We start from the raw sequence: 25,185 nt of genomic DNA, 5'->3' as shown, positions 1-25,185 counted from the left end.
GTCGCGTACCAGGCCAGCACATCGCGATCGAGCAGGTTCCAGCGCTCCTTCGGCTCGACCCAGCTGCCGATTTTGGGACGTGACGCAAGCAGGCTCTTGGCCATCAGCATTTTTATGGCTTCGCGCACCGCCGAGCGGCTGACGTCGAAGGTCTCCGACCATTTGGCTTCGTTGGGCAGGATGGTTCCCGGCGGATAATCGCCGCGCACGATCCTCAGCCCGATTTCGTTGGCGAGCGAGGCATGCACGCTCGATCCGGGAAAGTGTGCGGCGTCGGCACGCCGAACGCCGGCCGGCCGCTCAGCCTCTGCCTTCAACTTGGCGGGTCGCTTTTTTGATGTCGCGTCCGGCATTCGTATTCCCCGGCAGCCGCTTGTCGAAAGCCTGAACTCAGGACACGACAAAGCAGCGGCCTACGCTCCAAAGCAGCGTCGCCTCGTGCGTTCGTATGGACGGTCTGTGACGGGGCGCCCGTCGAAGGGCGCCCCGAAACTGCGAACCTACTTCTGGATGCAGGTGTCGACCGTGTCCTTGGTGCATTCGTCGAGGCCGGTGAACACCGGATCGGCGACCGGCTTGCCTTCGACCAGGTCGATCATCACCGAGGGCGCCTTGTAGCCCATCTCGAACGGCCGCTGGCCAACCAGCGCGGTCACCAGCCCGTCACGGGCAATCGCCACCTCGTCGCCGATCGTGTCGGCGGCGCCGATGACGAAGGCGTTGCTGGCGATCTTGTCGGCCATCGGCTTGAACAGGTCGCGGTAGGGCTGCGGAGCGCCGAACAGCGGCCAGCCGCCCATGATGCCGAAGGCGTCGAGATCGGGATTGGCAGCGAGGATGTCGGTCATCGCCTGCACGCCCTTGGCGCCGTCGTCATTGGTGAACACCGGGCAGCCGGCAACTTCCGTCCAGCCGCCTTCGCCTGCCAGCGCGGCGAGGCCGTCCTTGCCCGAAAGCGCGTCACGCATGCCCTGCGCGCGGCGCAGGATGTTGTCGGCCGCCGGATTGCCTTCGATGGTGCAGATCTTGCCGCCATTCGGCTTGGCCTTCTTGATGTATTCGCCGATCTTGTGACCCATCAGGTAGTTGTCGGTGCCGAGGTAGGTCTTGCGCAGCGCCGCATCTTCCTTGCTGAGGTCGGCGTCGAGGGTCATGATCGGGATCGACGGATTGGCGCTTTTGATCGTCTGCGCGATCAGCGGCGCGTTCGATGGCGAAATCGCCATCGCCACAGTGTCGGGCTTGCTCAGCATGTCCTGGACGATCTGGGCTTCACCGGCTTCGTCCGAGGTCGATGCCGGTCCGGTGTAGAAGCACTCATATTCCGAGCTGGCGTTTTCCTTGTTCCATTTCTCGCAACCCTGGTGGATGGCCTCGAAGAATGGATTGTCGAGACCCTTCACGACGATGACGAGCTGTTTCTTGGCCATAGCCGGCCCGGCACCCAACGCCATGACGGCGGCGGCAGCGAGCAATAGTGATTTCCTCATGTCAGTCCTCCCTTTTGAAACAAACGGACACCACGTGCCCGCCACACACAGATCGACCCGGAGCAAGATGACAGAGGACGTCGCACTCGTGTCGCCAAGCCAGGTCGATAAGCATTTTCATATTCAGTCTCAGACCGGCACCGACAGATACTGCTGGTTACCAAATCCCTGACCGACAAACCTTCACCGATTCCTTCCGGCAACCCGGGAGATCGGCGCAAGCTCCTCCGACACTTAGCTAATATCGCCTTGTCGCCGACGTCAATGCTATTTGTCCTACAAAACTGTTTTTCGAAAGAAGCCGTGGTTGACGCCAAGGTGGCTTATGCGTAAATGGGCAAAATCGCTGCTTCCGGGAGGAACTGGGGAGAGCGAAAGGCCGCGGCAGAACCGCAGGCCGCAAAGCACGGGGAGGCAAGAAGGCTGGTGGCGGTTCTCGAACTCACCAACATCTCGAAGCATTTTGGCGCCATCCAGGCGGTCAACGACGTTTCGTTGTCGATCGAGGCCGGACAGGTTGTCGGCCTGATGGGCGACAACGGCGCCGGCAAGTCGACCCTGGTCAAGATGATCGCCGGCAATTTCCCACCGAGCCATGGCACGATGCAGATGGACGGCAAAGAGCTGATCCTGCACAAGCCGGTCGAGGCGCGCCAGCATGGCATCGAAATCGTCCATCAGGACCTGGCACTGTGCAACAATCTGACGGCCGCCGCCAACGTCTATCTCGGCCGTGAATTGCGCCGCGGCCTCGGGCCGCTTCGCATCCTCGACTATGCCGCGATGTACAAGCGTGCCGGCCAGATCTTCGCCGAGCTGAAATCCGAAACCCGCCCGCGCGACCTGGTCAAACAGATGTCGGGCGGCCAGCGGCAAGCGGTGGCGATCGCCCGCACCATGCTTTCGCAGGCCAAGATCGTGCTGATGGACGAGCCGACGGCAGCGATCTCGGTCCGCCAGGTCGCCGAGGTATTGAACCTGATCCGCCATTTGCGCGACCAGGGCATCGCCGTCGTGCTGATCAGCCACCGCATGCCCGACGTCTTTGACGTCGCCGACCGCGTCATCGTCATGCGGCGCGGCCGCAAGGTCGCCGACAAGACGATCGCATCGAGTTCGCCGGAAGAAGTCACCGGGCTCATCACCGGCGCTATCGAACAGGTATGATTGACGCCTCAACCATGAGTAAAAAAGGTCGATAATGGCAGTCACCCTTGATCAGACGATCGCGCACAAGCAGCACACCTTGCTGAGCAAGGTGTTTGCCAGCCAGACCTTCTGGGTGGTGATCGCGGTCATCCTCGCCTGCCTGTTCCTGTCCGTGGCCACGGATTCCTTCGCCACGACCAAGAACCTCTACAACATCACCCGCAACATCACCTTCGTCGCCATCGTGGCGCTCGGCATGACCTTCGTCATCATCACCGGCGGTATCGACCTGTCGGTCGGCTCGGTGCTTTGCCTGTGCTCGATGGTGCTGGCCGTGACCATGCATGCCGGCTACGGCATCGAGACCGGCATTGCCGCAGCGATCGCGACGGCGCTGATCATCGGCGCCTTCAACGGGGTTCTGATCGCTTATCTCGGCTTTCCGCCCTTCGTGGTGACGCTTGGCATGCTCTCGATCGCACGCAGCCTTGCCATGGTCGCCTCCAACAACACCGTCGTCTTCCAGTTCGGGCCGGACCACGACAAGCTGCTGGCGCTTGGCGGCGGCGCCTGGGTGTTCGGCATCGCCAATCCGGTGCTCTATATGATCGTACTGGCGATGATCACCGGCTTCGTGCTGCGCTGGACGAAATTCGGCCGGCACATCTTCGCCATCGGCGGCAACGAGCATGCGGCGACGCTGACCGGCGTTCCGGTGCGCCAGATCAAGGTTGTCGTCTACATGATCTCGGCACTGGCGGCGGGCCTTGCCGGCATCATCCAGACCGGCTGGCTGGGCGCGGTCACCACAAATCTCGGCAACGGCATGGAGCTTCAGGTGATCGCCGCCACCGTCATCGGTGGCGCCAACCTGGCCGGCGGCATGGGCACAGCCTTCGGCGCAGTCGTTGGCGCCGCGCTGATCGAGGTCATCCGCAACAGCCTCGGCCTGCTCGGCATCAATGCCTTCTGGCAAGGCGTGTTCATCGGCGGCGCCATCCTGCTCGCCGTGCTGTTCGACCGCATCCGCAATTTCAGGCGCAACGACTGAACTTTTCCGCCGGCGGGGCAAAGTTGCTTCGCTGGCAAAAGTCCTTGCTCAGCCTCGAAGGGAGTGCCGGTTGCCGTCGACCGCACCGGTCTTGCCATACCGGCCTGGAAACGCTCGCCTTCTTCCTATCGCCGAGTCTGAAAATCCGCCGCTGCGGCGCATGGCCGGCGCCCGGGCGTGCACATCCGTCTTGACGCAAGCCCGAACTGAGCCGCACAATCGCTCGCAGCAGGCGAAGGGAGGCCAGTCGCCTGCGGGAGGATATACCCATGACGGAAGCGATCAGGCTCTACTGGGGCCGGTTCGGACATGTTTCTGTCCTGAACGTCGCCAGCGACTTCGTCACCCATGCCCATGTCGAGGCGCATATCATCATCTGGCTGGAAGGCACGGCCGGCGAGATGACCATCGGCCGCGAGACGGTGCGGCTTGGACCGGGCACCGCCGCCGGCATCAATTCCTTCCAGCCGCACAGCCACGCTCTGTCCCGCGACGGCACGCCCGGCCTGTTCCTCGCCTTTTACATCGATCCGGACTGGGCTCGAAGGCGCCGCGAGCTGCCTTCCTCGGCGCCGCTGTTCTCCGCCCCGGCAATCACGCTCGAGCCTTGGCTGCACAAGGCAGCGGCCAACCTTCTCGACCATCTCAGCGACAATGAGAGCATCGACGACATCGCCAATTACGAGATCGAGCGCTTCATCGACAGCGTGCTCGATGCCGCCGACGCCTGCGCACCGCAGACGGTGCGCGCCCGCGTCCACACCATGCAGGATTTTCGCGTCCGCAAGGCGATCCAGCTGATGAAAGCCAATGTCTGCGAGCGCATCTGCTTCGACGACGTGGCGCGCAGCGTCGGCCTGTCGCGGCCGCATTTCTTCGCCCTGTTCAAGGAACAGACCAATCTGACGCCCAACGTCTATTGGAACACGCTGCGCATGGAGGAAGCGGTGCGGCAATTGCAGTGGTCGCAGGAGCCGCTGATCTCGGTCGCCTGCAATCTCGGCTTCACCACCCAGGGCAATTTCTCGCGCTTCTTCCGCGACCATGTCGGCGTTCCGCCGACGCTTTACCGCGAGGCGGCGCGGGCGATCAGCTGAGCGCCCGTTTTTCAGACTAATTGATAGGCGTTCAAGACGCATTGATAAGCGCCGCCGAGTCTGCCGCCCTACCCTCCCAAGCAGCTGATTTGCAAGGGAACGATCATATGGCGAAAGTCACCATCTCCAGCGTCATCGACGCGCCGGTCGAAAAGGTCTGGGCACGCATACGCGACTTCAACGGTCTGCCGACCTGGCATCCGCGCATGGTCGAAAGCCACATCGAGGACGGCAAGGACGCCGGCACGATCGGCTGCGTACGCAATTTCCAGCTCGCCAGCGGCGCCCGCCTCCGCGAAAAGCTGCTCGATTTCTCCGACGAGAATTTCCTCGTCAGCTACTCCATCCTGGAGACGCCGCAACCGCTTACCAACCACAAGGCGACGCTGCAGTTGCGGCGGGTGACCGACGGCGACCGCACCTATGCCGAATGGACCGCCAGCTTCGACGCCCCTCCCGAAGAAGCCGACAAGCTGGCCGAAGGCATGGGCGCCAACGTCTTCCAGGGCGGCTTCAACGCCCTGAAGGCCCATTTCGCCGGCAAGGTTGAACTGAATTGAGCTGACAACCAGGAGCGTTCCATGGCGCTTGCACTGCAGACTTTCCCGACGGTGAAGAACGCTGGCGCGGCGCTGAAGGCCGCCGGCACCCGCTATCTCGGTGGCGGCACACTGGTCGTGCGCGCCGCCAACGAAGGCGACGTGTCGATTTCCGGTTTCATCCGGTCGACCGAACCGGCGCTGTCGATCATCCACATTTCCGGCGGCGAGGTCCGCATCGGCGCTTCGGTGACCATGGCGGCGATCGCCCGTCACCCGGATCTCGCTCCACTGGCCCACGCCGCGCGCGCCGTCGGCGGACCGGCGATCCGCAACATGGCTACGGTCGGCGGCAATCTCTTCGCGCCAACGCCTTACGGCGATTTCACCGTTGCACTGCTGGCGTTGGACGCAACCGTCACCACCGACTACGGCGAGCTGCCGATCGAAACCTTTCTGGCAAAGCGCGAGAGCAATCACGCCATCGTCACTGCGGTCGGCTTCACGCTTCCGAAGGAAGGCGGTTTTCGCTTCCTGAAACAGTCGCGGGTCAAGCCAAAGGGCGTCGCGGTGCTGAGCATCGCCACCGTGCTGGAACAGGCACAGGACGGCACTGTCACGTCAGCGCGGATCGCGCTCGGCTGCATGGCCGACCGGCCGATCCGTGCCAGGGCGGCGGAGAAAGCCTTGATTGGCCGCAAACTCACCGCAGACGGCATCGCACCGGCACTGGCCGTTGCCCACGACGGCACTTCGCCGCCAACCGATCCGATCGCCAGTGCCTGGTATCGCAACGAAGTCCTGCCGGTCCATCTCGGCCGGCTGCTGCTCGCCTGAACGCCCTGGCTGCGGCGCAAGGAGTAATAAAGATGGCGAAGGTCCCGGTTCAGTTCACGCTCAATGGTGCCGAAAAGGCCGAGTTCATCGACAGCGGCACGACGCTGCTTCACGCGCTGCGCGACAAGATCGGCGACACCTCGCCAAAAGGCGGCTGCCATCAAGGCACTTGCGGCGCCTGCACGGTCATCATCGATGGCGAGCTCAGGCTGTCCTGCCTGACGTTGGCCGAGACCTGCAACGGTGCGGCCGTCACCACGACGTCGGGGCTTTCGGAAGGCGGCGTGCTGCATCCGCTGCAACGCGCTTTCCTCGATGCTTTCGCCACGCAATGCGGTTTCTGCACGCCGGGCATGATCATGGCAGCCAAGGTACTGCTCGATCACACGCCGAACCCCAGCCGCGAGGACGTGGTCGAGGCGCTGTCGGGCAATATCTGCCGCTGCACCGGTTACGAGCCGATCATCCAGGCGGTGCTGACCGCCGCGCGCTCCAATTCGCAGAACGCGGTTTGAGGGAGTTAAGAAAATGGAACTCCGCAAGAGCTATTTCGCCGACCAGCGCAAGGACGATCTGCACGAGATCGGCCAGCCGCGGCCGCGTTCGGATTCACCCGGCCATGTCACTGGCAAGACCACCTATTTCGCCGACCGCAATTTTCCCGGCATGCTGCACCTGAAGATGGTGCGCAGCCCGCACCATCACGCCCGCATACGCAGCATCGATACGTCCGAGGCGGAAAAGCATCCGGGTGTCGTCAAGGTGCTGACCGCCAAGGATGTGCCGCACAATGTCTACACCATCCTGATCCTGATCCAGATCGGGCCGGAGGACGAGACGGTGCTGGCTGACGGCAAGGTGCGCTGGAAGGGCGAGGCGGTGGTGGCGGTGCTGGCCGAGACCGAGCGCGCCGCGCAGGAAGCCGCCGCCAAGGTCAAGGTCGACTACGAGGTGCTGCCGGCCGTCTTCGACATGGAGGAAGCGCTGAAGCCCGACGCGCCGATCGTCAACGAGTATCACGGCCGGAACTATTACCTCTACGACAGCGGCGAATGCCGCAAGGTGCGCTTTGGCGATGTCGAGGCAGGCTTTGCCACAGCCGACCACGTGCTCGAACAGACCTATCAGTCCTCGCCGATCGAGCATGCGCCGACCGAGACGACCGGCTGCATCGTCGCACCGGAGGGCAACGACCGCTTCACCTGCTACACCAACACGCAGGCGATGTTCTTCACGCTCGACAACGCCTCGATCATCCTGCAGATGCCCGGCAACAAGCTGCATTTCGTCGGCGGCACCGTCGGCGGCGGTTTTGGCGGCAAGGTCGACGTCATCGTCGAGCCGATCGCCATCCTCGGCGCCAAACTAACCGGACGACCGGTTTGTTTTATCTACAGCCGCGAGGAAGAGATGCAGATCTCCTCGCCGCGCGCCGCCGAGAAGGTCGTCATCAAGGACGGCGTCATGAACGACGGCCGCATCGTGGCGCGGAAAGTGACCGGCTACACCGATGCCGGCGCCTATTCGCGCCATTCGCCCTACGGCGCGCAGAAGGGCGCCGGGCATTATCCTGGCCCGTATACGATCCCAAATGTCTGGATCGACACCTACTGCGTCTACACCAACCGTACCCCGTCCTCGGCGATGCGCGGTTTCGGCGTCACCATCGGCGACTTCGCGCTGGAGGTGCAGATGGACAAGCTCGCCCGGCTGATCGGCATGGACCCTCTCGAATTCCGCTTCATCAACGCCTACCGCGACGGCGACATGAAGGCACACCGGCAGCCGACGGAGGGGGCGGCGCTGATCGAGTGCATGCAGGAAGCCTCGCGCGCCGCCAACTGGCCAGTGGCGGAAAAGTTCATGACGATGTCGTCTTACGCGAAGGGAGCTTGAGATGGCGATCAGGCGCGGACGCGGCGTCGCCGCGATCAATTATCCGACCGGCATGAATCTCGGCGGCGACCCGACGCAGGCGCTGGTGCATTCGACGCCCACCGGCAATTTCATGGTCACGCTCTCCAGCGTCGACCTGGGCCAGGGCATGAAGCAGATCATGGCACAGATCTGCGCCGAGACGATCGGCGTACCGACCGACCGCGTCGTCGTCGACACCGCCGACACCGACACCGGCCCGCACTGCATGGGCACCTTCGCCTCGCGCGGCACGCATCGGGCCGGCAATGCGGTCATCCAGGCCGCCAGGGAAGCCCGCCAGGTGATGCTGGAAGTGGCGGCCGAGGAACTTGAGGTAAACGCCTCGGACCTCGAGACCGATGGCGAGGGCAACATCCTGGTCAAGGGCGCGCCGCAAAGATCGATCTCGATCTTCGATGTCGCGCTGTCGGCGCATTTCAAGCGCGGCCGTTCGATTTCCGGCCGCGGCATGTTTTTGATCCCCCGCTCCTATCCGGAGAAAGAGACCGGAGCGATGAAGCCGTCTACCTGCTACGCCCATGCCTGCACGGTGGCGGAGGTCGAGGTCGACGACGAGACCGGCGAGGTCACCGTGCTGACGGTAAAGAACGTGTTTGAGATCGGCCGCGCGCTGAACCCGAAAATGGTCGAGCAGCAACTCGTTGGCGGCTCGTGGATGGGCATCAGCCATGCGCTCTACGAAACGACCGAGCCCTATTATCCCAACCGCGACCATGGCGGCACCGACTTCAACCAATATCTGATGCCGGGTCCTGGCGATCTCGCGCAAACCGAGATCATCGTGCTGGAACGGCCCTCGGCGGACGGGCCGTATGGCGCCAAGGGGCCGGGCGAAATGTGCGCCAACCCGCAGATCCCGGCGGTTGCCAATGCCGTCTTCGACGCTGTCGGTGTGCGCATCGATACGCTGCCGATCACGCCGGAGCGCATCCTGCGGGCGCTGAAGGCGCAAGCCCCGAACTGAGTGCTGAAAATGCCCAAGAGAAGCGCTGAGACAGTCGCGACCTCGCCTGAGGCGGTGGCGTCGCGCCTCGCCGCCTCGCGCTATCTCGCCGATGAAAGCCTGGCCACCGCCATCTTCCTGGCGATCAGGCTGGGAAAGCCGCTGCTGCTCGAAGGCGCACCCGGCGTCGGCAAGACGGAAGCTGCGAAGGCGATTGCCGAGGTGCTCGGGCGCGACCTGGTGCGGCTGCAATGCTACGAGGGCATCGACGCCGCACATGCGCTCTACGAATGGAATTACCAGCGCCAGTTGCTCGCCATCCGCCATGCCGGTGAGCACGAGGTCGACATCTACGACGACCGCTTTCTCATCGCGCGGCCGCTGCTGCAGGTGCTGAAAGCGCCGGAAAAGCGCGTGCTGCTGGTCGACGAAATCGACCGTTCCGACCATGAATTCGAAGCGCTGCTGCTGGAGTTCCTGTCCGATTTCCAGATCAGCATTCCCGAGCGCGGCACCATTCGCGCGACTGCGCAGCCGATCGTCATCCTGACCTCGAACCGCACCCGTGAGCTTGCCGAAGCGCTGCGGCGGCGCTGCGTCTACCACTGGATCACCTATCCCGACGCCCGGCGCGAAGCCGAGATCATCATGCTGCGCGCCGGCGACGTCGCCGAGGCCACGGCGCGCGCCGTGGCTGCCGCAGTGCGCGACATTCGCGCCCGCCCGCTGGCGAAGCCGCCCGGCATCGCCGAAGCGGTCGAATGGGCGAACGCCGCGACGATCCTCGAAAAAGGCGGCAGTCCGTGGCCGGAAGCGTTTCGCCGCGCCATTGGCGTGCTGATCAAGGACGAGGAGGACCTTTCCTGCATCGCGCCCGAGTTCGGCAAGATTGTCGAGGAGGCGCTGGCGTGAGCCCCGCGGCTCTGCCTCGAGGGGCGACGCCCTTCCTCGGCTTCGGCCGGCTGCTGCGCCGCTATGGCTTTTCAGTGGCGCCCGAGCAGGTCTCCGGCTTCATGCAAGCGGTGACGCTGCTTGGGCCGCGCTCGATGGCCGACATCCGCGAAGCGGCGCTCGCCACGCTGGCGCCGCCGCCCGACCGCCGCGACGAATTCGAGGCGCATTTTCGGAGCCATTTCTATGGCAGCACCGCGGCAGTGGTCGGAGGCGAGGCCGACGAGGAAACCCGCATCAAGGATGACGGCGAAACCAGCGAACAAGAAATCGAGGTGGTCCGCCAGGAGCAAGGCGGCGAACTGTCTTCGGCCAGCGAACAGTTGAGCGTCCGCGAATTCAGCCGCGATAGCGACGGGCTTGCCGCCTTCCGCCGCAAGCTCGCCACCGCTTTGCCCGCCCGCCGCTCCTTCCGCACGGTGCGCACGCATGCGCGCGGCAAGCTCGACCTGCGCCGCTCGCTGCGCGAAATCGTCAGTGCCGACGGCGATATCCCCTCGCCGCTGCTGCGCCGGCGGCAGACAGTGCCACGCAAGCTACTCATCCTGATCGACGTGTCGGGCTCGATGAAACTCTACACCTCAGACTATCTCAAGCTGGCGCATGCGGCCGTGCAAGGCGCCGACCGGGCGGAGGTCTTCACTTTCGGCACACGACTGACCCGTATCACCTCGGCGCTGCGCATTCGCGACCGCGACCAGGCGCTGGCCCGCGCCGCTGCCCAGGTCGACGACTGGGACGGCGGCACCCGCATGGGACCGACACTGCTTGCCTTCCTCTCGGTGCCGCGTTTTTCGGCCTTTGCGCGCGGGGCGGCGATCGTCATCCTGTCGGATGCGCTGGAGCGCGGCGATCATGCCGAGCTGGAGACGGCGATGCGCCGGCTGAGCGCCCGCGCCTTTCGGCTTTCGCTGGCGACGCCGTTGGCCGGCGATCCACGCTTTCGGCCGGCGACGGCAGCGCTTCGCGCCATCCTGCCAGTGCTCGACGACCTGGTCGACGGTTCGTCGATCGCCGGCCTCACCGATTTCATCCTGTCGCTCGCCCGCCCAGCCCCGGCGGCCGCGGCAATCTGGAGGAGGGTTTCGTGATGCAGAAGGCGATCGACGCGCATTTCCACATCTGGCGCCAAAAGGACCAGCCCTGGCTGGTCGGGCCGATGGTGCCGCGCATCTTCGGACCGTATGAGCCGATCCGCCGCGACTATCCTATCGGGGAATTCCTCGCCGACCAGCAAGGCTCGGGCGTCGAGAAGGCGGTCTATGTCCAGACCAACTGGGCCAAGGAGGATTTCGAGAATGAGGTCGCCTTCCTGCAGAAAACCGCGGAACAAACCGGCTGGCCGCACGCCATCGTCGGCTATGCCGACATGACCGTGGACGACGTGCGTTCCCAGATCGACCGGCTGATCAAATACCCCCTGCTGCGCGGCGTGCGCATGCAGCTGCACTGGCACGAAATGCCGGCCTTCCGCTTCGCTGCCTCGGCCGATCAGGTCATCGACCCGAAGGTGCGGGCCAATGTGGCGCGTCTGAAGGACTACGGCTTGTCCTTCGACCTGCAGCTTTTCCCCGCCCAGATGAAGGACGGGCTGACGCTTGTCGGCGAGAACCCCGAGACCAATTTCATCCTCACCCACGCCGGCATGCTGACCGACATGGAGCCAGAGACCACCGAGGCCTGGAAAGCCGGCCTGCGCACGCTGTCAGCGGCCCCCAACCTCTATGCAAAACTGTCCGGCCTCGGCACCTTCGTCCACCGCAACGACCCGGCGCTGATCAGCTATATCGTCGACGCCGCCATCGACATCCTCGGCAGCAATCATTTGATGTTCGGATCGAACTTCCCGATCGAGAAACTGTGGACCAGCCACGCCGAGCTGATCAGGGCGCACAGGGAAGCGGTGGGCAAGCACGGCGCGGCGGCAGAGGCCGACATCTTCTGGAACACGGCGGAGAAGGTTTATCGGCCGGTGTAGCGCGCATTCCCTTCTCCCCCTGTGGTAGAAGGTGGATCGGCGCGCAGCGCCGAGACGGATGAGGGGTGCTGGAAGAAACTCGGCGGTGGAAATCTAGGCAATTTGAAGCACTTACGTCTCCAGGCTAGCGATCCTTCCGGCACCCCTCATCCGACCGAGCTTCGCTCGGCCACCTTCTCCCACAAGTGGAGAAGGGAAGGCGCCGCACCTCACCTCACCTCACCTCGAACTCCGGATCGACCGGAATCTGCAGCGCTGTCACCATTTGGTTGGTCTGCCCGGCCAGCCCGATGATCGACACCAGCTCGCCATGCTGCGCTTCGGTCATGCCCTTGGCGCGGGCGGCGGCGGTGTGGGAGTGAACGCAATAGGAGCAGCCATTGGCTGTCGAGACGGCGATGTAGATCATCTCCTTGGTCAGCGGGTCGATGACGCTGTCCGCGACCATCACCGCCTTGAGCTGTTCCCACACCCGCTTCAGCGAGACCGGATCATTGGCCAGCCCGCGCCAGAAATTATTGACGAAATCGGATTTGCGCGTCGCGCGGATGTCGTCGAACACGGCCTTCACAGCGGGAATCGCCTCGACCTCGGCATCGGTCAGAAGTCTTGTGGTGGCCATGGGCAGGCTCCTTTCGGTTTGAATCGATGAGAGAGGTCGTTGAATCGGCTTGGTAGCGAATGCGGCTAACTTGCTCTGGTGATTCACGTTTTGCAGGCCGGCCCAGAACCCTGGAAATGCAGAGGCCCTCACCGTCGTCATCCTGGGGTCTGCGCCGCGTCGCTGCGCTCCTTGCTTCGCCCCTCGATGACGAATGGACTGGTGACTCCGCCAATTGTCGAAGTACGCATCGCCTGGAACCTAATGAACCGCCGCATACATGATCTTCTCCTCCGTCGCCTCGGCCGGCGAGAACTCCTCGACGATGCGGCCTTGCCGGCAGACCAGGATGCGGTCGGACAGGTTCATGATCTCCGGCAGGTAGGACGAGATGACGACGACGGCCAGGCCCTCATCGGCCAGCCGGTTGATGATCTGGTGGATTTCGGCGATCGCACCGACATCGACGCCGCGCGTCGGCTCGTCGAAGATGACGATGCGCGGCTTCTGCACCAGCCCCTTGCCGATCACCACCTTCTGCTGGTTGCCGCCCGAGAGCTCGACCACCCGCGCATTGTCGTTGATCGCCTTGACGTTCAGCGTCTTGGTCCATTCGGCCGACAGCGCCCGCATCTCCTGCGCATTGATCACCCAGCCCTTTTCCCGCCCGGCCGCCAAAAAGCCGCCGAACAGGTTCTCGGCAACGTCCATGGTCTCGAAAATCCCCTCGCTCTTGCGGTCTTCGGTGACATAGACGATGCCGTCCGCCACCGCCTCGCTCGGAACGAGATAGCGCACCGGCCGGTCGTCCAGCTCTATGGTGCCGCCGCGCAGGAAGTCGCGCTTGTAGATGCCGGAAACGATCTTGAACGTCTCGGTGCGACCCGAGCCGATCAGCCCGAACACCCCGGTGATCTGGCCCTCGAAGATCGAGAAGGAATTGTTGCGCACGACATTGCTCATCGAGATGTCCTGCACCGACAGCACCTTCTTGCCGGCCTTGCGCAGCTTGGCCTCGTCGCGCTGGCTGTAGAGCTGCCCCGACAGCGTGCGCCCGACCATGGCGGCGACGATCCTGTCGCGATCGAAGGCGGCTGTGTCGTCGGTGATCACCAGTTCGCCGTCGCGCAGAATGGTGATGCGGTCGGCGACATCAAGCGCCTCTTCGAGCGCATGGCTGATGAAGACGATCGACACACCCCTTGCCTTGAGCCGGCGGATCAGCGCGAAGAAGTGCCGCTTCTCCTCCGGCGTCAGCGTCGCCGTCGGCTCGTCGAAGATGATGATCTCGGCATTGTGGTGGACGGCGCGCGCGATCTCGACCATCTGCCGTTTGGCCGCGCCCAGCGTCGCCACCATGGCGTTCGGGTCGACGGGAAAGTTCAACGACTGCAGGAATTGCTGCGCTGAAATGTAGGTGCCGCGCAGCCGGTTGAGAAAGCTTTCCGTGCCGAGATAAAGGTTCTGCGCCACCGTCATCGACGGCACCAGGCTGGTCTCCTGGAACACCATGGCGATACCGGCTTGAAGGGCCGCATGCGGCGAGGCGTAGGCGATCTCCTGCCCGTTGTGGAACATCTTTCCCGAGGTCGCGTCGACGACGCCGGCGATGATCTTGGTCAGCGTCGATTTTCCCGCGCCATTCTCGCCGAGCAGCGCGTGGATCTCGCCCTTGCGCAGCTCGAAGCTGACATTCTTCACCGCGGGCACGCCGCGATAGGTCTTGGTCACGTTCTCCAGGCGGACGATCGGTTCCATCAGCGATGTCCTCCTGGACCCAAGTCGATGGCCAGCAGGCAATCGCCGCCTTTCGAGGCAATGAACAGGCGACCGTCTTTCTCCGCCACGCTGCAGATGCCGTGGCGCGTGCCGTTGGCGCGGCTGTGCAGGCTGAATTGCGGCCGCATCTCCCGGTCGAGCCTGACCACCAGGCCGTAGGAGCGGCTCGGCGACCATGGCTTGTGAATGCCCATGGTGCGAATGCCGCCGCATTGCAGCGGCTCGAGGAAGCTGCGGTTGGAGGCAAGTGCCGGCGCGATCCAGTGCTGCGGCGGCACTTGCGCCAGCATGTCGTTTCGATAGTGCGTTTCCTGCAGCACGAATTCGATCAGCCGGTTGCGGGGCGCAAACAGCGCCAGCCAGGCACCGCCACCGGCGGCAGGCGACAGGCGCGAGGGATAGCCGGGCAGATGCGCCAGCACCGTCGAGCGGCTGCCTGTCGCGCCGTCGAAGCGGATAAGTTGGTGCCGCCAGCTCTCGCTGACCAACACATCCTTGCCGGTTGGATGCAGCCCATAGGGAAAGGCGATGTCACCGGCGAGCTTGCGGAATTCGCTGCCTGCCGGTTCGCGCTTCCACAGCGAACCAGAAGCGCCCTTCTTCATCAGATCGGCGGCCCATTGCGACGGCCCGTGTTCGGCCGAGCCATTGGTCAGCCAAAGCGTGCCATCTTCTGCGTAGGCGAGCGCTGTGATGCAGCGGATTTCGGCCGGTAGCGGAGCGTCCTTACCCGCGATCAACAGCCTGCCGTTTTCGAGCCCGACCGTCAGTTCGCCGGCGGGCGAGCGCGCGAGCGCTGTGACCGGGGACGGAAATGTCTCGACTATCGTCGGCGCGGCACCGGCGGCGAGCGCATAGACGGCATTGCCGCTGGCCGCCAGCAACCGGTCCTTATCGATCAGCAGGTTGTCAGGCTCCGGCAGTTCAACAAAAGCCGGAGCATCGTCCAGCAGCGTATTCGGCCTGAAGGCGCCATCGAGCGGCGGGATTGTCACCGCCTTGCCGCGAAAGATGTCAAGGATCGGGTCCAGCATCATGGCTTCGCTCCCCAATAGGAAGCGGGGCTGGTCCAGTTCGGGTCGGCACCGGCAATCCGGTAGCGGCCGATCCGATTGTTGAGGATGCCGCCGACGAACAGATAGCCTTTGTGCTCGCGCATCGAGGTGACCATCGGATGCGCGGCGCCCGACAGGTCGCCCATCGCTTCGACGATGCCGCCCTTCTCGTTGAATTTGACCACACCGCCGGTGTTGATGTTGGGGAACAGCCATTCGTCCTGCGGCAGCCGGCGCGTCATGCGCTTGCGCATGTCGGGATGGCGCAGCGACAGGTCGAAGCTCGGCGTGCGCATGCCGAGCCAGGCCATCCAGTAGTTGCCGTTGGAGGCGCGGTTGATGTTGTCGGGGTAGCCCGGCATGTCGCGGATGACGCATTCGGCGGTGCCTGCTTTCGGCCCTTCCAGCCAGTAGCGGTGCACGCGGCAGGCCCAGCTTTCGGCAAAGAACAGCGACTTGCCGTCATGCGCCATGCACACGCCGTTGGTGTAGCGGTAGCCGTCGAGCAATGTCTTCGTCGAAGCGTCCTTCGGGTCATAGACGAGCAGCCGCCCGGTGGCGCGGTTCTCGATCGAGTCCAGCGCCCAGTCGTGGGCGTCATAGCGCTTGGTGGAATCGGTGAAGTAGATGCGGCCGTCCGGCGCGATGTCGCAATCATTGGGATCGCGCAGCCGCGCATCGTCGACGATCGAAGTCCAGGAGCGCGACGTTTCCGCCGATAGCCGCTTCACCTCCCGCTCCGGCGAGACCGAATAAAGGCCCATCGCGCCGACGCAGCTGATCAGATTGCCTGTTTTGTCGAAGGCCAGGCCGAGCGGAAAGCCGCCAATATGGGCAAAGACCTCCGAACGTTTGTAATCCGGCGCAAAGAAACGGACGATCTCGCCATGCCTGGTGCCGCAATAGAGATGGTCGTCGCGGTCGAGGATGACGTCTTCCGGCCCTTCCAGCTCGCCAAGCCCGATATGGTCGGCCTCCGATAGGCGATTGTCGAGCTCGTAAGGCGTGCCGGAGCCCGGTGCGGCCGACTGCGTTGCCCCCATCTTCAAATAGACCGGTGCGACATAGACCTCGTCCAGCACCTTGTGGCGGTTCTTCAGCCAGCGAATGTCGATGGTGACCGCCACGGCCAGCATGATGCCCAACACCATCTGGTTGGTGCCGGTGCCATAGCCCAGCCGGATCAGCCCGTTGGTCATCGTCAGCACGATGATCGCGCCCATCAGCCCCTTGATCACCGAACCGCGGCCGCCGCCCAGGCTGACGCCGCCGACGACCGCTGCTGTCAAAGCCATGACCTCGAGATTGAGCCCTGTGCCCGGCCCTGCCCCGCTCAGCCGGCAGGCGATGAGGAAGCCGCCGAGCGAGGCGCAGAAGCCGGAGAACACATAGGTCATGAACACGGTGCGGCGCACGCGGATGCCGGCATTGTGGGCCGATCGCCGCGACCCGCCCACCGCCTGCACATGCCAGCCGGGCCGCGAGCGCGTCAGCGCGACATGGGTGATGATGGCCAGGATAATCGCCGCCCACACCGCAACCGAAAGGCCCCAGAAGGTATCGTCGCCGATGAAGTCCAGCACATCCGATGTGGCATCGGAAAGCTGGACGTCGGCGGCATAGGTGGTGACCAATATGTCGAACAGCGCCCGCCCGAAGATGAAGGTGACCAGTGTCGTCAGGAAAGCGCGCAGCCTGAAATAGCCGATCAGATAACCATTGATCGCGCCGAACAGCAGCCCGGTGGCGATCGAGGCGGCCAGCGCCAGCCATACCGATTGTTCGAGGATGAAAAAGACGAACACGGCGGAAAAGCAGGACAGCGCGAAGATCGAGCCGACCGAAAGGTCGATGCCGCCGCCGAGCATGACCACCGTCATGCCGGTGACGACCAGCGAAAATTCGCCGAGCTGGCGGGTCGATTCCTGCAGCGACATCGGCTTGAAGAAGCCGGGAATGATCGAACCGAACACGCTGAGCGTCGCCACCAGCGCCAGGAACGGAATGGCGTTATCAGTCCAGCGTTTGCTTAGGATCTCGCCGACAAGGTGGTCGGGCACGAGATTGTAGCGCCAGGATTGAAGGCGTTCGCGAAAGGACATCGGTTGCTGCTGCCACTCAAGAGAGAAAGAGGCGGACGAACAAGGTCCGGCCACCTCGTCGATGCTTGCAACGGACCCGCGGTTTACTTGGCCGCAGCTTGGGCTTGCAGTGCTTTCAAGTCCCAGCAGCTGTCTGGCTTGAGGTCGGCCTTGGTCGTCGCCTTCTCCAGCGTGTAGATGTAGGTGTGCGAGGTGCCGGCTGGCTGGCCACTCTGCAACAGGAACTTGATGACGGCGTTCATGTCGCCCGACTGGCGGGCAAGGTCGGTCATCACCACCGCGCCATAGGTGCCGTCCTGCAGCTTGTCGCAATCAGCAGTCTTTTCGCCACCGCCAGTGGTGACCAGAAAGACTTTGCCCTCGAGCTTGGCATCGCGGATCGCAGCAGATGCGCCCGTCGCGTCGCCGTCCCAGAAATCGATGATGGCGCAGATGTCGGGGTTCTGCTGCAGCATCGTCGTCGTCACGTTGCGCGAGGTCGTCGCATCCCAGTTCGAGTCAGGCTTGGCCACGACCTTGAAGTCGGGGTTCTTGTCCAGCACCTTCATGATGCCGGCATATTGATAAAGGCTCGACGAGTTGGCCTGGTCGCCCTGCACCAGCCCGATCTTCTTGGAGGAGTTCGGCCCACAACCCTTGATCGCCGCTTCGGCTTCCAGCTGGCCGAGCCGATCCCAGTCGCTGCCGACAAAGGCATCGGCCGGGAAGTTCGCCGGATTGTCGACCAGCAGGACATAGGTGCCGGCGGCCTGCGCCTTCTTCATCAGCTTGGCATAGGAGTTGAGGTCCGGCGAATGGATGATCAGCACGTCCGGCCTGGTGTCAGACGAAATAGCGTCGGTTATCGCCTGCGCGCCGGCATCGACCACCCAGTTCGGGTCACGCGTCTCGAACACGCCGCCCCAGGCCTCGACCTCGGTCTTCAGGTAATGCGCCCAGCCCTGTGCCAGATCGAAGCCCATCGCCATCGGCACCAGCATCACACGCTTGCCCTTGAGCGCTTGCGAATAGGCGCCCGGACCCGGATCTTCGGCGGCAAAGCCTGGCGCCACGAATGCGGAGACGGCAAGCGCTGCCGCGGCGGCCATAAATGTCCTGATGATTTTCATGTCACATCCTCTGGTTTGGTCGTTGTCGTTCGCGGTCGGCCCCAACCGTACGCGTCAGTCTAGATGTCGCCTTGCTGCGCGGTCTGCTCGTCGCGCGGATTGATGAACCCATCGACGATGATCGCCGCCAGCAGGATCGCGGCCTTGATCAGGTTCTGATAGAGCAGCGGAATGTCGATGATGGTCATCGCGTTGAGCAGGATGCCGATCAGCGCGGCACCCACCAGCACGTTGCGCACCCCGCCCCGCCCGCCCGACAGACCGATGCCGCCGATCACCGCCACCAGCACGATGTCGTAGAGCAGCGTGGAATTGACGATGCGGGTGTTGATCGAATGCAGGCTGGCGGCGGTGAGCAAGCCGGCAATCAGCGAGACCAAGGCCGACAGCACGTAGCGCAGCACCAGCATCGGGCGCACTGGAATGCCGATATTGCGCGCCGCAACCGGGTTGTCGCCGGCGAAATAGACGTAGCGGCCCCATTTGGTGTAGCGCAGGAACAGGAAAAAGGCGAAAGCCAGCCCGGCGAAGACAAAAACCTCGACCGGGATGTCGAGGAAGCGCAGCCCGCCCAGGAGCTCGACCCAATGGCCGGGCGGCACCGGCACGGCGTCCTGTGTGATCAGTTGTGAACGCACATAGCCGAAAACGAAGGACGCGGTCGCCAGCGTCACGAAGATCGCCGGAACCTCGGCGTAGGCAACCAAAATGCCGTTCAAAAGCCCGATGGCGAGAACGCCGGCGAGCACATAGGCGAAGGCCAGCCCGTCGGACATTCCCGAACTCAGCAATTGCAGATACCAAGCGACCGACATCGCCATGATCGCCACCGCCGACAGATCGATGCCCCTGCCGATAATGACGACCGCCATGCCGAGCGCCAATATGCCCAGCACCGAGACCGAGCGCACTATTGCAACGAGATTGTTCGAATTGATAAACCCGGGCAGTCCGATTGCGGCGGCAATGAACAGCACGACCGCGATGGCAAAGACAATGCCCTCCTGGTTCAGGCTTCTCCAGTTTAGCCAGCCGGTCGCCTTCATTGCCCGCTTTCACCCGCGATGGCTACGCCCTGCTCCCTCTGCGGCCATCGGAACGAAAGCTAATCGGCTCAAGACCAATTCGTCAAATGAATCCGCGCATTGCAGGCCGGCTTGCGAGGAAATTCCGCGGTTGGACGCACCGATTGGCGAGGCTGGCGCAATGCCCGGAACTCAAGCACTTTTGCAATGATCGTGCCGATCGAACCGCTGGTAAAGGTTTGCTCCCGGACGAGCGGAGCAGGCAGAATTCATGTCCGCGCTCGCCGCGCAGTTCCTGCATCAAATCCGCAAAACATGGCCCGAGACCTCGGCGCCGGCAGCCCTCGGCAGCGCCAGGAAGCGGAACGAGGCGACGAGCCCGATTGCGCCGATCACCAGGAAGGCAAGTCGGAAGTCGACGAGATCGAGCGCCGCAGCGCCCCTGGCGATCTGCGACAGGTTGAGCAGCGCCGCCGCGACCGCTACGCCGAACAGCATCGCCACCTGCTGCAGCATGCTGGACAACGTCGCCGCCGAGCTACGCTGCGGTGAGGCTACATCGGCGAAGGCCAGTGTGTTGAGCGCGGTGAACTGCATCGAACGCGACAGTCCGGCGATCAGCATCAGCACCACCACCAACGCTTGCGGCGTCTGCGGCGTAAGCGCCGCGCAGGCCATGATCGACAAAGAGGCGATCACTCCGTTGAGGATCAGCACCGAACGGAAGCCGAACCGCCTCAGCGTCGGCGTCGTCACCGCCTTCATACCGAGATTGCCGAGGAAATAGGCCAGGACCATCATGCCAGCATCGACCGGGCTCAGGCCGAAGCCAACCTGGAACAAAAGCGGCAGCAGGAACGGCGTGGCGTTGATGGCGATGCGGAAGATCGTGCCGGCCGACAGCGTCGAGATGGCAAAGGTCTGCACCTTGAAAGCTGTGAGATCGAGCAGCGGATGGTCGGCGCGTCGCAGATGCCGCACCGCCAGCCAGCCGACCAAAATGCCCGTGGCGAGCAGTGCCACGGTCGGCAAGGCACCCTCTTCCGGATGCGCGATGCGCTCGAGGCCATAGAGCATCGCGGCGAGCCCCACCGAGGTCAGCAGGAAGCCCGGCCAGTCGAGCGGCTTGGCCCCGGCTTCGCGGTCGCCGGGAATGAAGCGGGCGACCAGCGCCAAACCGACGACCCCAAGGGGAATGTTGATGAAGAAATTCCAGTGCCAGGAGACATAGGTGGTGATGAAGCCGCCAAGCACCGGCCCGACCACCGGCGCGAACAGCGCCGGCCAGGTGATCAGCGCCGTAGCATTGAGAAGCTCGGACTTCGGCGCATTGCGCAGCACCAGGATGCGGCCGACCGGCGTCATCAGCGCGCTGCCCAGCCCCTGCACCGCGCGCGCGGCAACGAATTCGGCCAGGTTCTGCGAAATGCCGCAGGCGAGCGAGGCCAGCGTGAACAGGGCGATCGCCACGAGGAAGATGTTGCGCGCGCCGAACCGGTCCGCGAGCCAGCCGGACAGCGGCACGAACACCGCCATTGTCAGCATATAAACGGTGATGCCGATGCTCATCGCCACCGCCGGCACGCCGAAGGATTCTCCCATCTGCGGCAGCGAGGTCGAGATGATGGTCGAATCCAGAAGCTGCATGAAGAAGGCGACGGCGACGATCAGCGCCACCCGCCGGGCTTGCCGCGCCGCCGGCGCGGTTTCGGGTAAGGCTTTGTTTTCGGGAATGGCGGTCATGCGCAGAACTGTCCGAAGGGGAATCTTCTCCCGCCTCATCGGCAACCGCACAAATGTCCGGCAAAACCGATGACGCACCGGTTTCAACAGCATTTGGCCGATGCCGTCCAGACATGGACCACAAACTTTCGTGTGACATCGCAGCCGGCTATGCGATGACCTGGCCCTGCCGCCGAACCGGCGTTTTTACGATCCGCGATGGCGCTTCGCGCTGTTGCCGGTGTGTCTCATGCGGCTTCGATCTTCTCTAGGAACAGGCTGAGCTGGTCCGGATCCATGTGCACGACGTGCCTGTCTTCGGGATACGCCATACTGTTCACATCGGCGACATATTCGGAAAAGGCGGCGATGCGTTCGGCCTGCAGGCGGTCGTATTCGGCGGCGAAGTTGCGATAGACCTTGGAATGACGCGGCATGTGGCCACGGTTCTGGCCGAGGATATCGTCTGCGAACAGGTATTGCGCATCGCAGCCGGTGCCCGCCCCCATCGATAGCATGATCAGCGAAGTGCGTTCCGAAATCGCCTTGGCCACCTCGACTGGCACCACCTCGATCTCGGCGCCGATCGCGCCGGCGGCCTCCAGTTGCTTCACCGCCTCGAACACCTGCATGGCGGTATCGGCGGTCTTGCCGACGGCCTTGAAGCCGCCGGTCCAGGTGGCGCGTGACGGGATGAGGCCGACATGCCCGATCACCGGAATTGCATCGTCGGCCATCCGTTTGATGGTGGCGTAGCCGGCGCTGCAATAGACCGCATCGGCGCTGGCCTTGTAGAGCCGGAACGCCCAGCGGACAAAATCATCCGCGGTGCCGATCTCGAAGAAATTCTCGCCCGGCATGGTGAACAGGCTGGGTGCCGCATCGCGGTATTGCGGATTGAGCACCAGCTCCGGCGGCACCGAGACGATATCGACGCCGGCGCGTTCGGCGGCCTCGGCCTCGTCCATCGTCAGCACGCGCAGCATGGTCAGCTGCCGCTTGCCCTTCATGGCGCGCAGGTCGGCGACGGTCGGTCTTTTCCGGCTCATGGATTTTGGTCCCCTTTGCTACGTGACAGAAGGCCGGTCAGGCGATCTGGATCATCACCTTGCCAGCTTCGACCTTGACTGGATAGGTCGCGAGATTGACGCAAACGGGAGCGCCCTTCGCCTGGCCGGTCTTGTAATTGAAGCGGCCATTGTGCTTGGGGCATTCGATGATGTCGTCCATGACAAGCCCGTCGGCCAGATGAGCCTGTTCATGCGTACAAAACCCGTCGGTGGCGAAGAATTCATCGTCCGGCGAACGGTAGATCGCGAAGGTGCGGCCGCCATGGTCGAAGCGGATGACATCTTCCTCTTCGACATCGTCCACGGCGCACGCTTCGACCCAATCGGCCATCTCTGCTTCTCCTGAAATTTCTGCGTTGCGCTCGTGCAGTGCCTACTCAGCCGCTGCCGACATGTTCACTTCGTGGAACTCGCCACGATAGGGCCGTGCCGTTGGCGGCAGTTCGCGCTTAAGGAAATAATCCTCGTATTTGAGCTGCCTGAGCAGGACCGGCCAGACCTCGCGATAGGCATGCCATATCGACGGGTTCGCCTCGGGCAGATCGTGCTTGATCAGTTCATGCAGCCTGGGCAGCGCGTGATACGGTACCATCGGGAACATGTGATGCTCGACGTGGTAGTTCATGTTCCAGTAGATGAACCGGCTGATCGGATTCATGTAGACGGTCCTGGTGTTGAGCCGGTGGTCGACGACGTTGTCGGCCAGACCGATATGCTGCAGCAGGCCGGTCAGCACCATGTGCCAGGTGCCGTAGAGGCGCGGCACGCCGATGAGCACCACCGGTATCCACGACCGCATGAACACGGCGAGCGCGATCGTCGCGATGTAGATCGCGATATGCCAGCGCGCCGCGATGACGGCCTTGTGCTGTTCCATCTCGGGAACGTAGCTTTTCTCGTCGGGCGTCAGCTTGCCGAACGCCTGGCGTATCAGCGCCGGAAGCGAATAGCGAAAATCGAGGATGCCGGTGAAAGCCAGCGCGGCACGCAGCAGGTCCGGCGGGCGCATCACGGCGATCTCGGCGTCGCGGCCGACGATGATCGTGTCCGTATGGTGCCGGGCATGGCTCCAGCGCCAGGTCACCGGATTGCGCATCAGCATGAAGCTGGCGATCTGGTAGACGACATCGTTCATCCAGCGCGTGCGGAAAGCCGTGCCGTGGCCGCATTCGTGCCAACGCGAGTCGCTGGAGGAGCCGTAGAGCACGCCGTAGACGAAGAAGAACGGCACGCACCACCAGGTGCCCCAGAAATAGATGGCGCCGGCGGCGGAGCCGAGGATGGCGATGATCCAGATGATCGTGTCGCGGATCGCCGGGCCGTCTGAGCGCTGCATCAACTCCTTGATCGCCTTGCGGGGGACATCGGTGTGGTACCACTCCGCCGAGGCCAGTCCCGTCTCGATCGCCCTGCGCGTGCTTTCGCCGACCAGGCTGTAATCGCGCTTTACCGTGCCAGCCATTGTGACCTCCAATTCCAGCTCGGCCGCGAACCCTCCCCGCTCCGGCCGGGACCAGCCTCCCAACTGGTGTCTCGTATCGTCCTAGCCATTATCACGACCTGCCTCCAAGAACAGGAAAACGGCCCGACGGCTGGGGATAATCCTGCTGCGGCTGCCTGGCGATTGCCGCGATCCGGCTCTCGGCGGCGGCGATCTCGCCGGCGCCGTCGAGAACCCGGAACACCGCATCGTACGAGCGGCTCTCGCCGTGCTCCAGCCAGATCATCTCGCCGCGTTCGCGCGCCGCCAGATTTCCCAGCACATGATGCGTCGACGGCTCGATGCCAAGCGCGTACTGTCCAGCCTGGAAATTCTGCCATTGGTAGGTGCAGGGCAATTGGTCCTTGCGCGTGACCACCTCGAACCCGAGGCCGAGCCTATCGTTGACCACCGCCACCGGGACTTCGCCGGTGCTGCCAGCGCCGAGCTCGTGCTGCCAGACCTGTTCGCTGAAACGCGGCTGCGGCGCCGGGACCGTGCGATAGCCGACCTTTTGCGCCTCATAACGCTCGCCGGCATGCCCGGCCCAAACGACATCCCTTATCGGCGCCAGATAGCGCGCGCCCTCGTCAAGCACCGGATGGCTGACATTGATGTGGTAGAAAAACATATGCGGTGTTCGGTTGAAACCGTGATTGACGACACGGTCCGAAAGCCGGATCTCGTTGCCGCCGACATCGGCCTCGATCCGCCGCAATAGATGCAGATCCTCGCCGAATACAGTCGATTGCTGGACGATGCCTTCGGCCCACAACACGCAGCGGTCGCCGTCCCAGGTCTCGCCGTAGCCACTCAGCCGCGCCGGGATGGTGCTGATGCGGCCATGCAGCGAATGGCGCACCGTCTTCTTCGGCGGATAGTTGTAGGTGTCGGCGGGTACCTCGTTCATGAACAATATATGGTCGAGGCCGCAGGTCAGTAGAAGGCCGGAAAACGACCGCGCCCAGGCCAGCCCGTCCTCGCCTTCATACTCGTGCAGGCCGGGATTGCGAAAGCCGCTCGGCGAATGCCAGCCGATCGCCTGGCCCTTGAAGTCGCAATCGGCGATATCGAGCGCCCGGTCGACCAGCGCGGTGAAGCGCAGGCCCGAGCCGGTGCGGAATTCGAGCATGCGGATGCCGCGCTCGACGCCGTCGCCAAGCGTCATCAGTCGCACGCCGGCGAACTGCGACAGCATGCCCGAGCGTTCCGAGACCTGCCGGCGCGACAGCGTCTTGCCGTAAAGCTCTACCATGTGACGGCCAGTTC

24 protein-coding genes are annotated in these 25,185 nt (G+C 63.6%); 11 read left to right on the top strand and 13 right to left on the bottom strand.

Annotated elements, in window-relative coordinates; all coding sequences use genetic code 11:
• On the bottom strand, positions 1-353 hold a 353-nt coding region (locus tag NKH91_RS20895), incomplete at its 3' end, for a FadR/GntR family transcriptional regulator (RefSeq protein ID WP_352950993.1).
• Between the two features lie 147 nt (positions 354-500).
• Entirely contained in the window at positions 501-1,490 is a 990-nt protein-coding gene (locus NKH91_RS20890; protein WP_023721257.1) for a sugar-binding protein, read from the bottom strand.
• Positions 1,491-1,916: 426 nt separating this feature from the next.
• Here NKH91_RS20890 and NKH91_RS20885 point away from each other — a divergent pair, with 426 nt between their 5' ends.
• The 11 genes from NKH91_RS20885 (at position 1,917) to NKH91_RS20835 (ending at position 11,973) form a co-directional block, all read left to right on the top strand.
• Complete coding sequence (locus NKH91_RS20885; RefSeq protein WP_023675804.1) at positions 1,917-2,657, top strand: ATP-binding cassette domain-containing protein; 741 nt, start codon at positions 1,917-1,919, stop codon at positions 2,655-2,657.
• A gap of 34 nt (positions 2,658-2,691) precedes the next feature.
• Entirely contained in the window at positions 2,692-3,690 is a 999-nt protein-coding gene (locus NKH91_RS20880; protein ID WP_023721258.1) for an ABC transporter permease, read from the top strand.
• A gap of 269 nt (positions 3,691-3,959) precedes the next feature.
• Positions 3,960-4,787, top strand: coding sequence for an AraC family transcriptional regulator (locus NKH91_RS20875; RefSeq protein ID WP_352844553.1), 828 nt, complete (start codon positions 3,960-3,962; stop codon positions 4,785-4,787).
• Between the two features lie 107 nt (positions 4,788-4,894).
• On the top strand, positions 4,895-5,347 hold the full coding sequence (locus NKH91_RS20870) for an SRPBCC family protein (RefSeq protein ID WP_352481579.1): 453 nt from the start codon (positions 4,895-4,897) through the stop codon (positions 5,345-5,347).
• A gap of 21 nt (positions 5,348-5,368) precedes the next feature.
• On the top strand, positions 5,369-6,163 hold the full coding sequence (locus NKH91_RS20865; protein WP_352788607.1) for an FAD binding domain-containing protein: 795 nt from the start codon (positions 5,369-5,371) through the stop codon (positions 6,161-6,163).
• Between the two features lie 32 nt (positions 6,164-6,195).
• On the top strand, positions 6,196-6,678 hold the full coding sequence (locus NKH91_RS20860; protein ID WP_352481581.1) for a (2Fe-2S)-binding protein: 483 nt from the start codon (positions 6,196-6,198) through the stop codon (positions 6,676-6,678).
• A 13-nt stretch (positions 6,679-6,691) separates the two neighbouring features.
• Entirely contained in the window at positions 6,692-8,059 is a 1,368-nt protein-coding gene (locus NKH91_RS20855; protein ID WP_352844554.1) for a xanthine dehydrogenase family protein molybdopterin-binding subunit, read from the top strand.
• A gap of 1 nt (position 8,060) precedes the next feature.
• Complete coding sequence (locus NKH91_RS20850) at positions 8,061-9,065, top strand: xanthine dehydrogenase family protein molybdopterin-binding subunit (RefSeq protein ID WP_023721264.1); 1,005 nt, start codon at positions 8,061-8,063, stop codon at positions 9,063-9,065.
• A 9-nt stretch (positions 9,066-9,074) separates the two neighbouring features.
• The gene (locus tag NKH91_RS20845) at positions 9,075-9,956 is read left to right on the top strand and encodes an AAA family ATPase (RefSeq protein WP_023721265.1); all 882 of its coding nucleotides are present in this window, start codon (positions 9,075-9,077) and stop codon (positions 9,954-9,956) included.
• Positions 9,953-11,086 (top strand): vWA domain-containing protein, encoded by a 1,134-nt coding sequence (locus NKH91_RS20840; protein ID WP_352495770.1) that lies wholly within the window; start codon positions 9,953-9,955, stop codon positions 11,084-11,086. The genes NKH91_RS20845 and NKH91_RS20840 overlap by 4 nt, the downstream gene beginning before the upstream one ends.
• On the top strand, positions 11,086-11,973 hold the full coding sequence (locus tag NKH91_RS20835; protein WP_352844851.1) for an amidohydrolase family protein: 888 nt from the start codon (positions 11,086-11,088) through the stop codon (positions 11,971-11,973). Before NKH91_RS20840 ends, NKH91_RS20835 begins: the two co-directional genes overlap by 1 nt.
• A 214-nt stretch (positions 11,974-12,187) precedes the next feature.
• On the opposite strand, the gene NKH91_RS20830 is transcribed toward NKH91_RS20835, so the two are convergent.
• The 11 genes from NKH91_RS20830 to NKH91_RS20780 form a co-directional block, all read right to left on the bottom strand.
• On the bottom strand, positions 12,188-12,595 hold the full coding sequence (locus NKH91_RS20830) for a carboxymuconolactone decarboxylase family protein (RefSeq protein ID WP_352481584.1): 408 nt from the start codon (positions 12,593-12,595) through the stop codon (positions 12,188-12,190).
• A 240-nt stretch (positions 12,596-12,835) separates the two neighbouring features.
• The gene (locus NKH91_RS20825) at positions 12,836-14,332 is read right to left on the bottom strand and encodes a sugar ABC transporter ATP-binding protein (protein WP_023721268.1); all 1,497 of its coding nucleotides are present in this window, start codon (positions 14,330-14,332) and stop codon (positions 12,836-12,838) included.
• Complete coding sequence (locus NKH91_RS20820; RefSeq protein WP_352844555.1) at positions 14,332-15,390, bottom strand: SMP-30/gluconolactonase/LRE family protein; 1,059 nt, start codon at positions 15,388-15,390, stop codon at positions 14,332-14,334. Before NKH91_RS20820 ends, NKH91_RS20825 begins: the two co-directional genes overlap by 1 nt.
• Positions 15,387-17,510, bottom strand: coding sequence for an ABC transporter permease (locus NKH91_RS20815; RefSeq protein ID WP_352481586.1), 2,124 nt, complete (start codon positions 17,508-17,510; stop codon positions 15,387-15,389). Before NKH91_RS20815 ends, NKH91_RS20820 begins: the two co-directional genes overlap by 4 nt.
• An 83-nt stretch (positions 17,511-17,593) precedes the next feature.
• The gene (locus NKH91_RS20810; protein WP_352709821.1) at positions 17,594-18,619 is read right to left on the bottom strand and encodes a sugar ABC transporter substrate-binding protein; all 1,026 of its coding nucleotides are present in this window, start codon (positions 18,617-18,619) and stop codon (positions 17,594-17,596) included.
• Positions 18,620-18,678: 59 nt separating this feature from the next.
• Positions 18,679-19,665, bottom strand: a complete 987-nt coding sequence (locus NKH91_RS20805; RefSeq protein WP_352844556.1) for an ABC transporter permease — start codon at positions 19,663-19,665, stop codon at positions 18,679-18,681.
• 279 nt (positions 19,666-19,944) lie between these two features.
• Entirely contained in the window at positions 19,945-21,387 is a 1,443-nt protein-coding gene (locus NKH91_RS20800) for a DHA2 family efflux MFS transporter permease subunit (RefSeq protein ID WP_352844557.1), read from the bottom strand.
• A 227-nt stretch (positions 21,388-21,614) separates the two neighbouring features.
• On the bottom strand, positions 21,615-22,415 hold the full coding sequence (locus tag NKH91_RS20795) for a 3-methyl-2-oxobutanoate hydroxymethyltransferase (RefSeq protein ID WP_352496048.1): 801 nt from the start codon (positions 22,413-22,415) through the stop codon (positions 21,615-21,617).
• A 37-nt stretch (positions 22,416-22,452) separates the two neighbouring features.
• Positions 22,453-22,767, bottom strand: coding sequence for a MocE family 2Fe-2S type ferredoxin (locus NKH91_RS20790; RefSeq protein ID WP_352481591.1), 315 nt, complete (start codon positions 22,765-22,767; stop codon positions 22,453-22,455).
• A 42-nt stretch (positions 22,768-22,809) separates the two neighbouring features.
• Complete coding sequence (locus NKH91_RS20785) at positions 22,810-23,898, bottom strand: fatty acid desaturase family protein (protein WP_352844558.1); 1,089 nt, start codon at positions 23,896-23,898, stop codon at positions 22,810-22,812.
• Between the two features lie 91 nt (positions 23,899-23,989).
• Positions 23,990-25,171: an aldose 1-epimerase family protein gene (locus NKH91_RS20780; RefSeq protein WP_023721276.1), complete on the bottom strand. Its 1,182-nt coding sequence runs from the start codon at positions 25,169-25,171 to the stop codon at positions 23,990-23,992.
• Positions 25,172-25,185: the final 14 nt, after the last annotated feature.

The organism is Mesorhizobium sp. M0894, from assembly GCF_040319725.1.
Taxonomy (GTDB): Bacteria; Pseudomonadota; Alphaproteobacteria; order Rhizobiales; family Rhizobiaceae; genus Mesorhizobium.
This window is presented reverse-complemented; position numbering and strand designations above follow the sequence as displayed.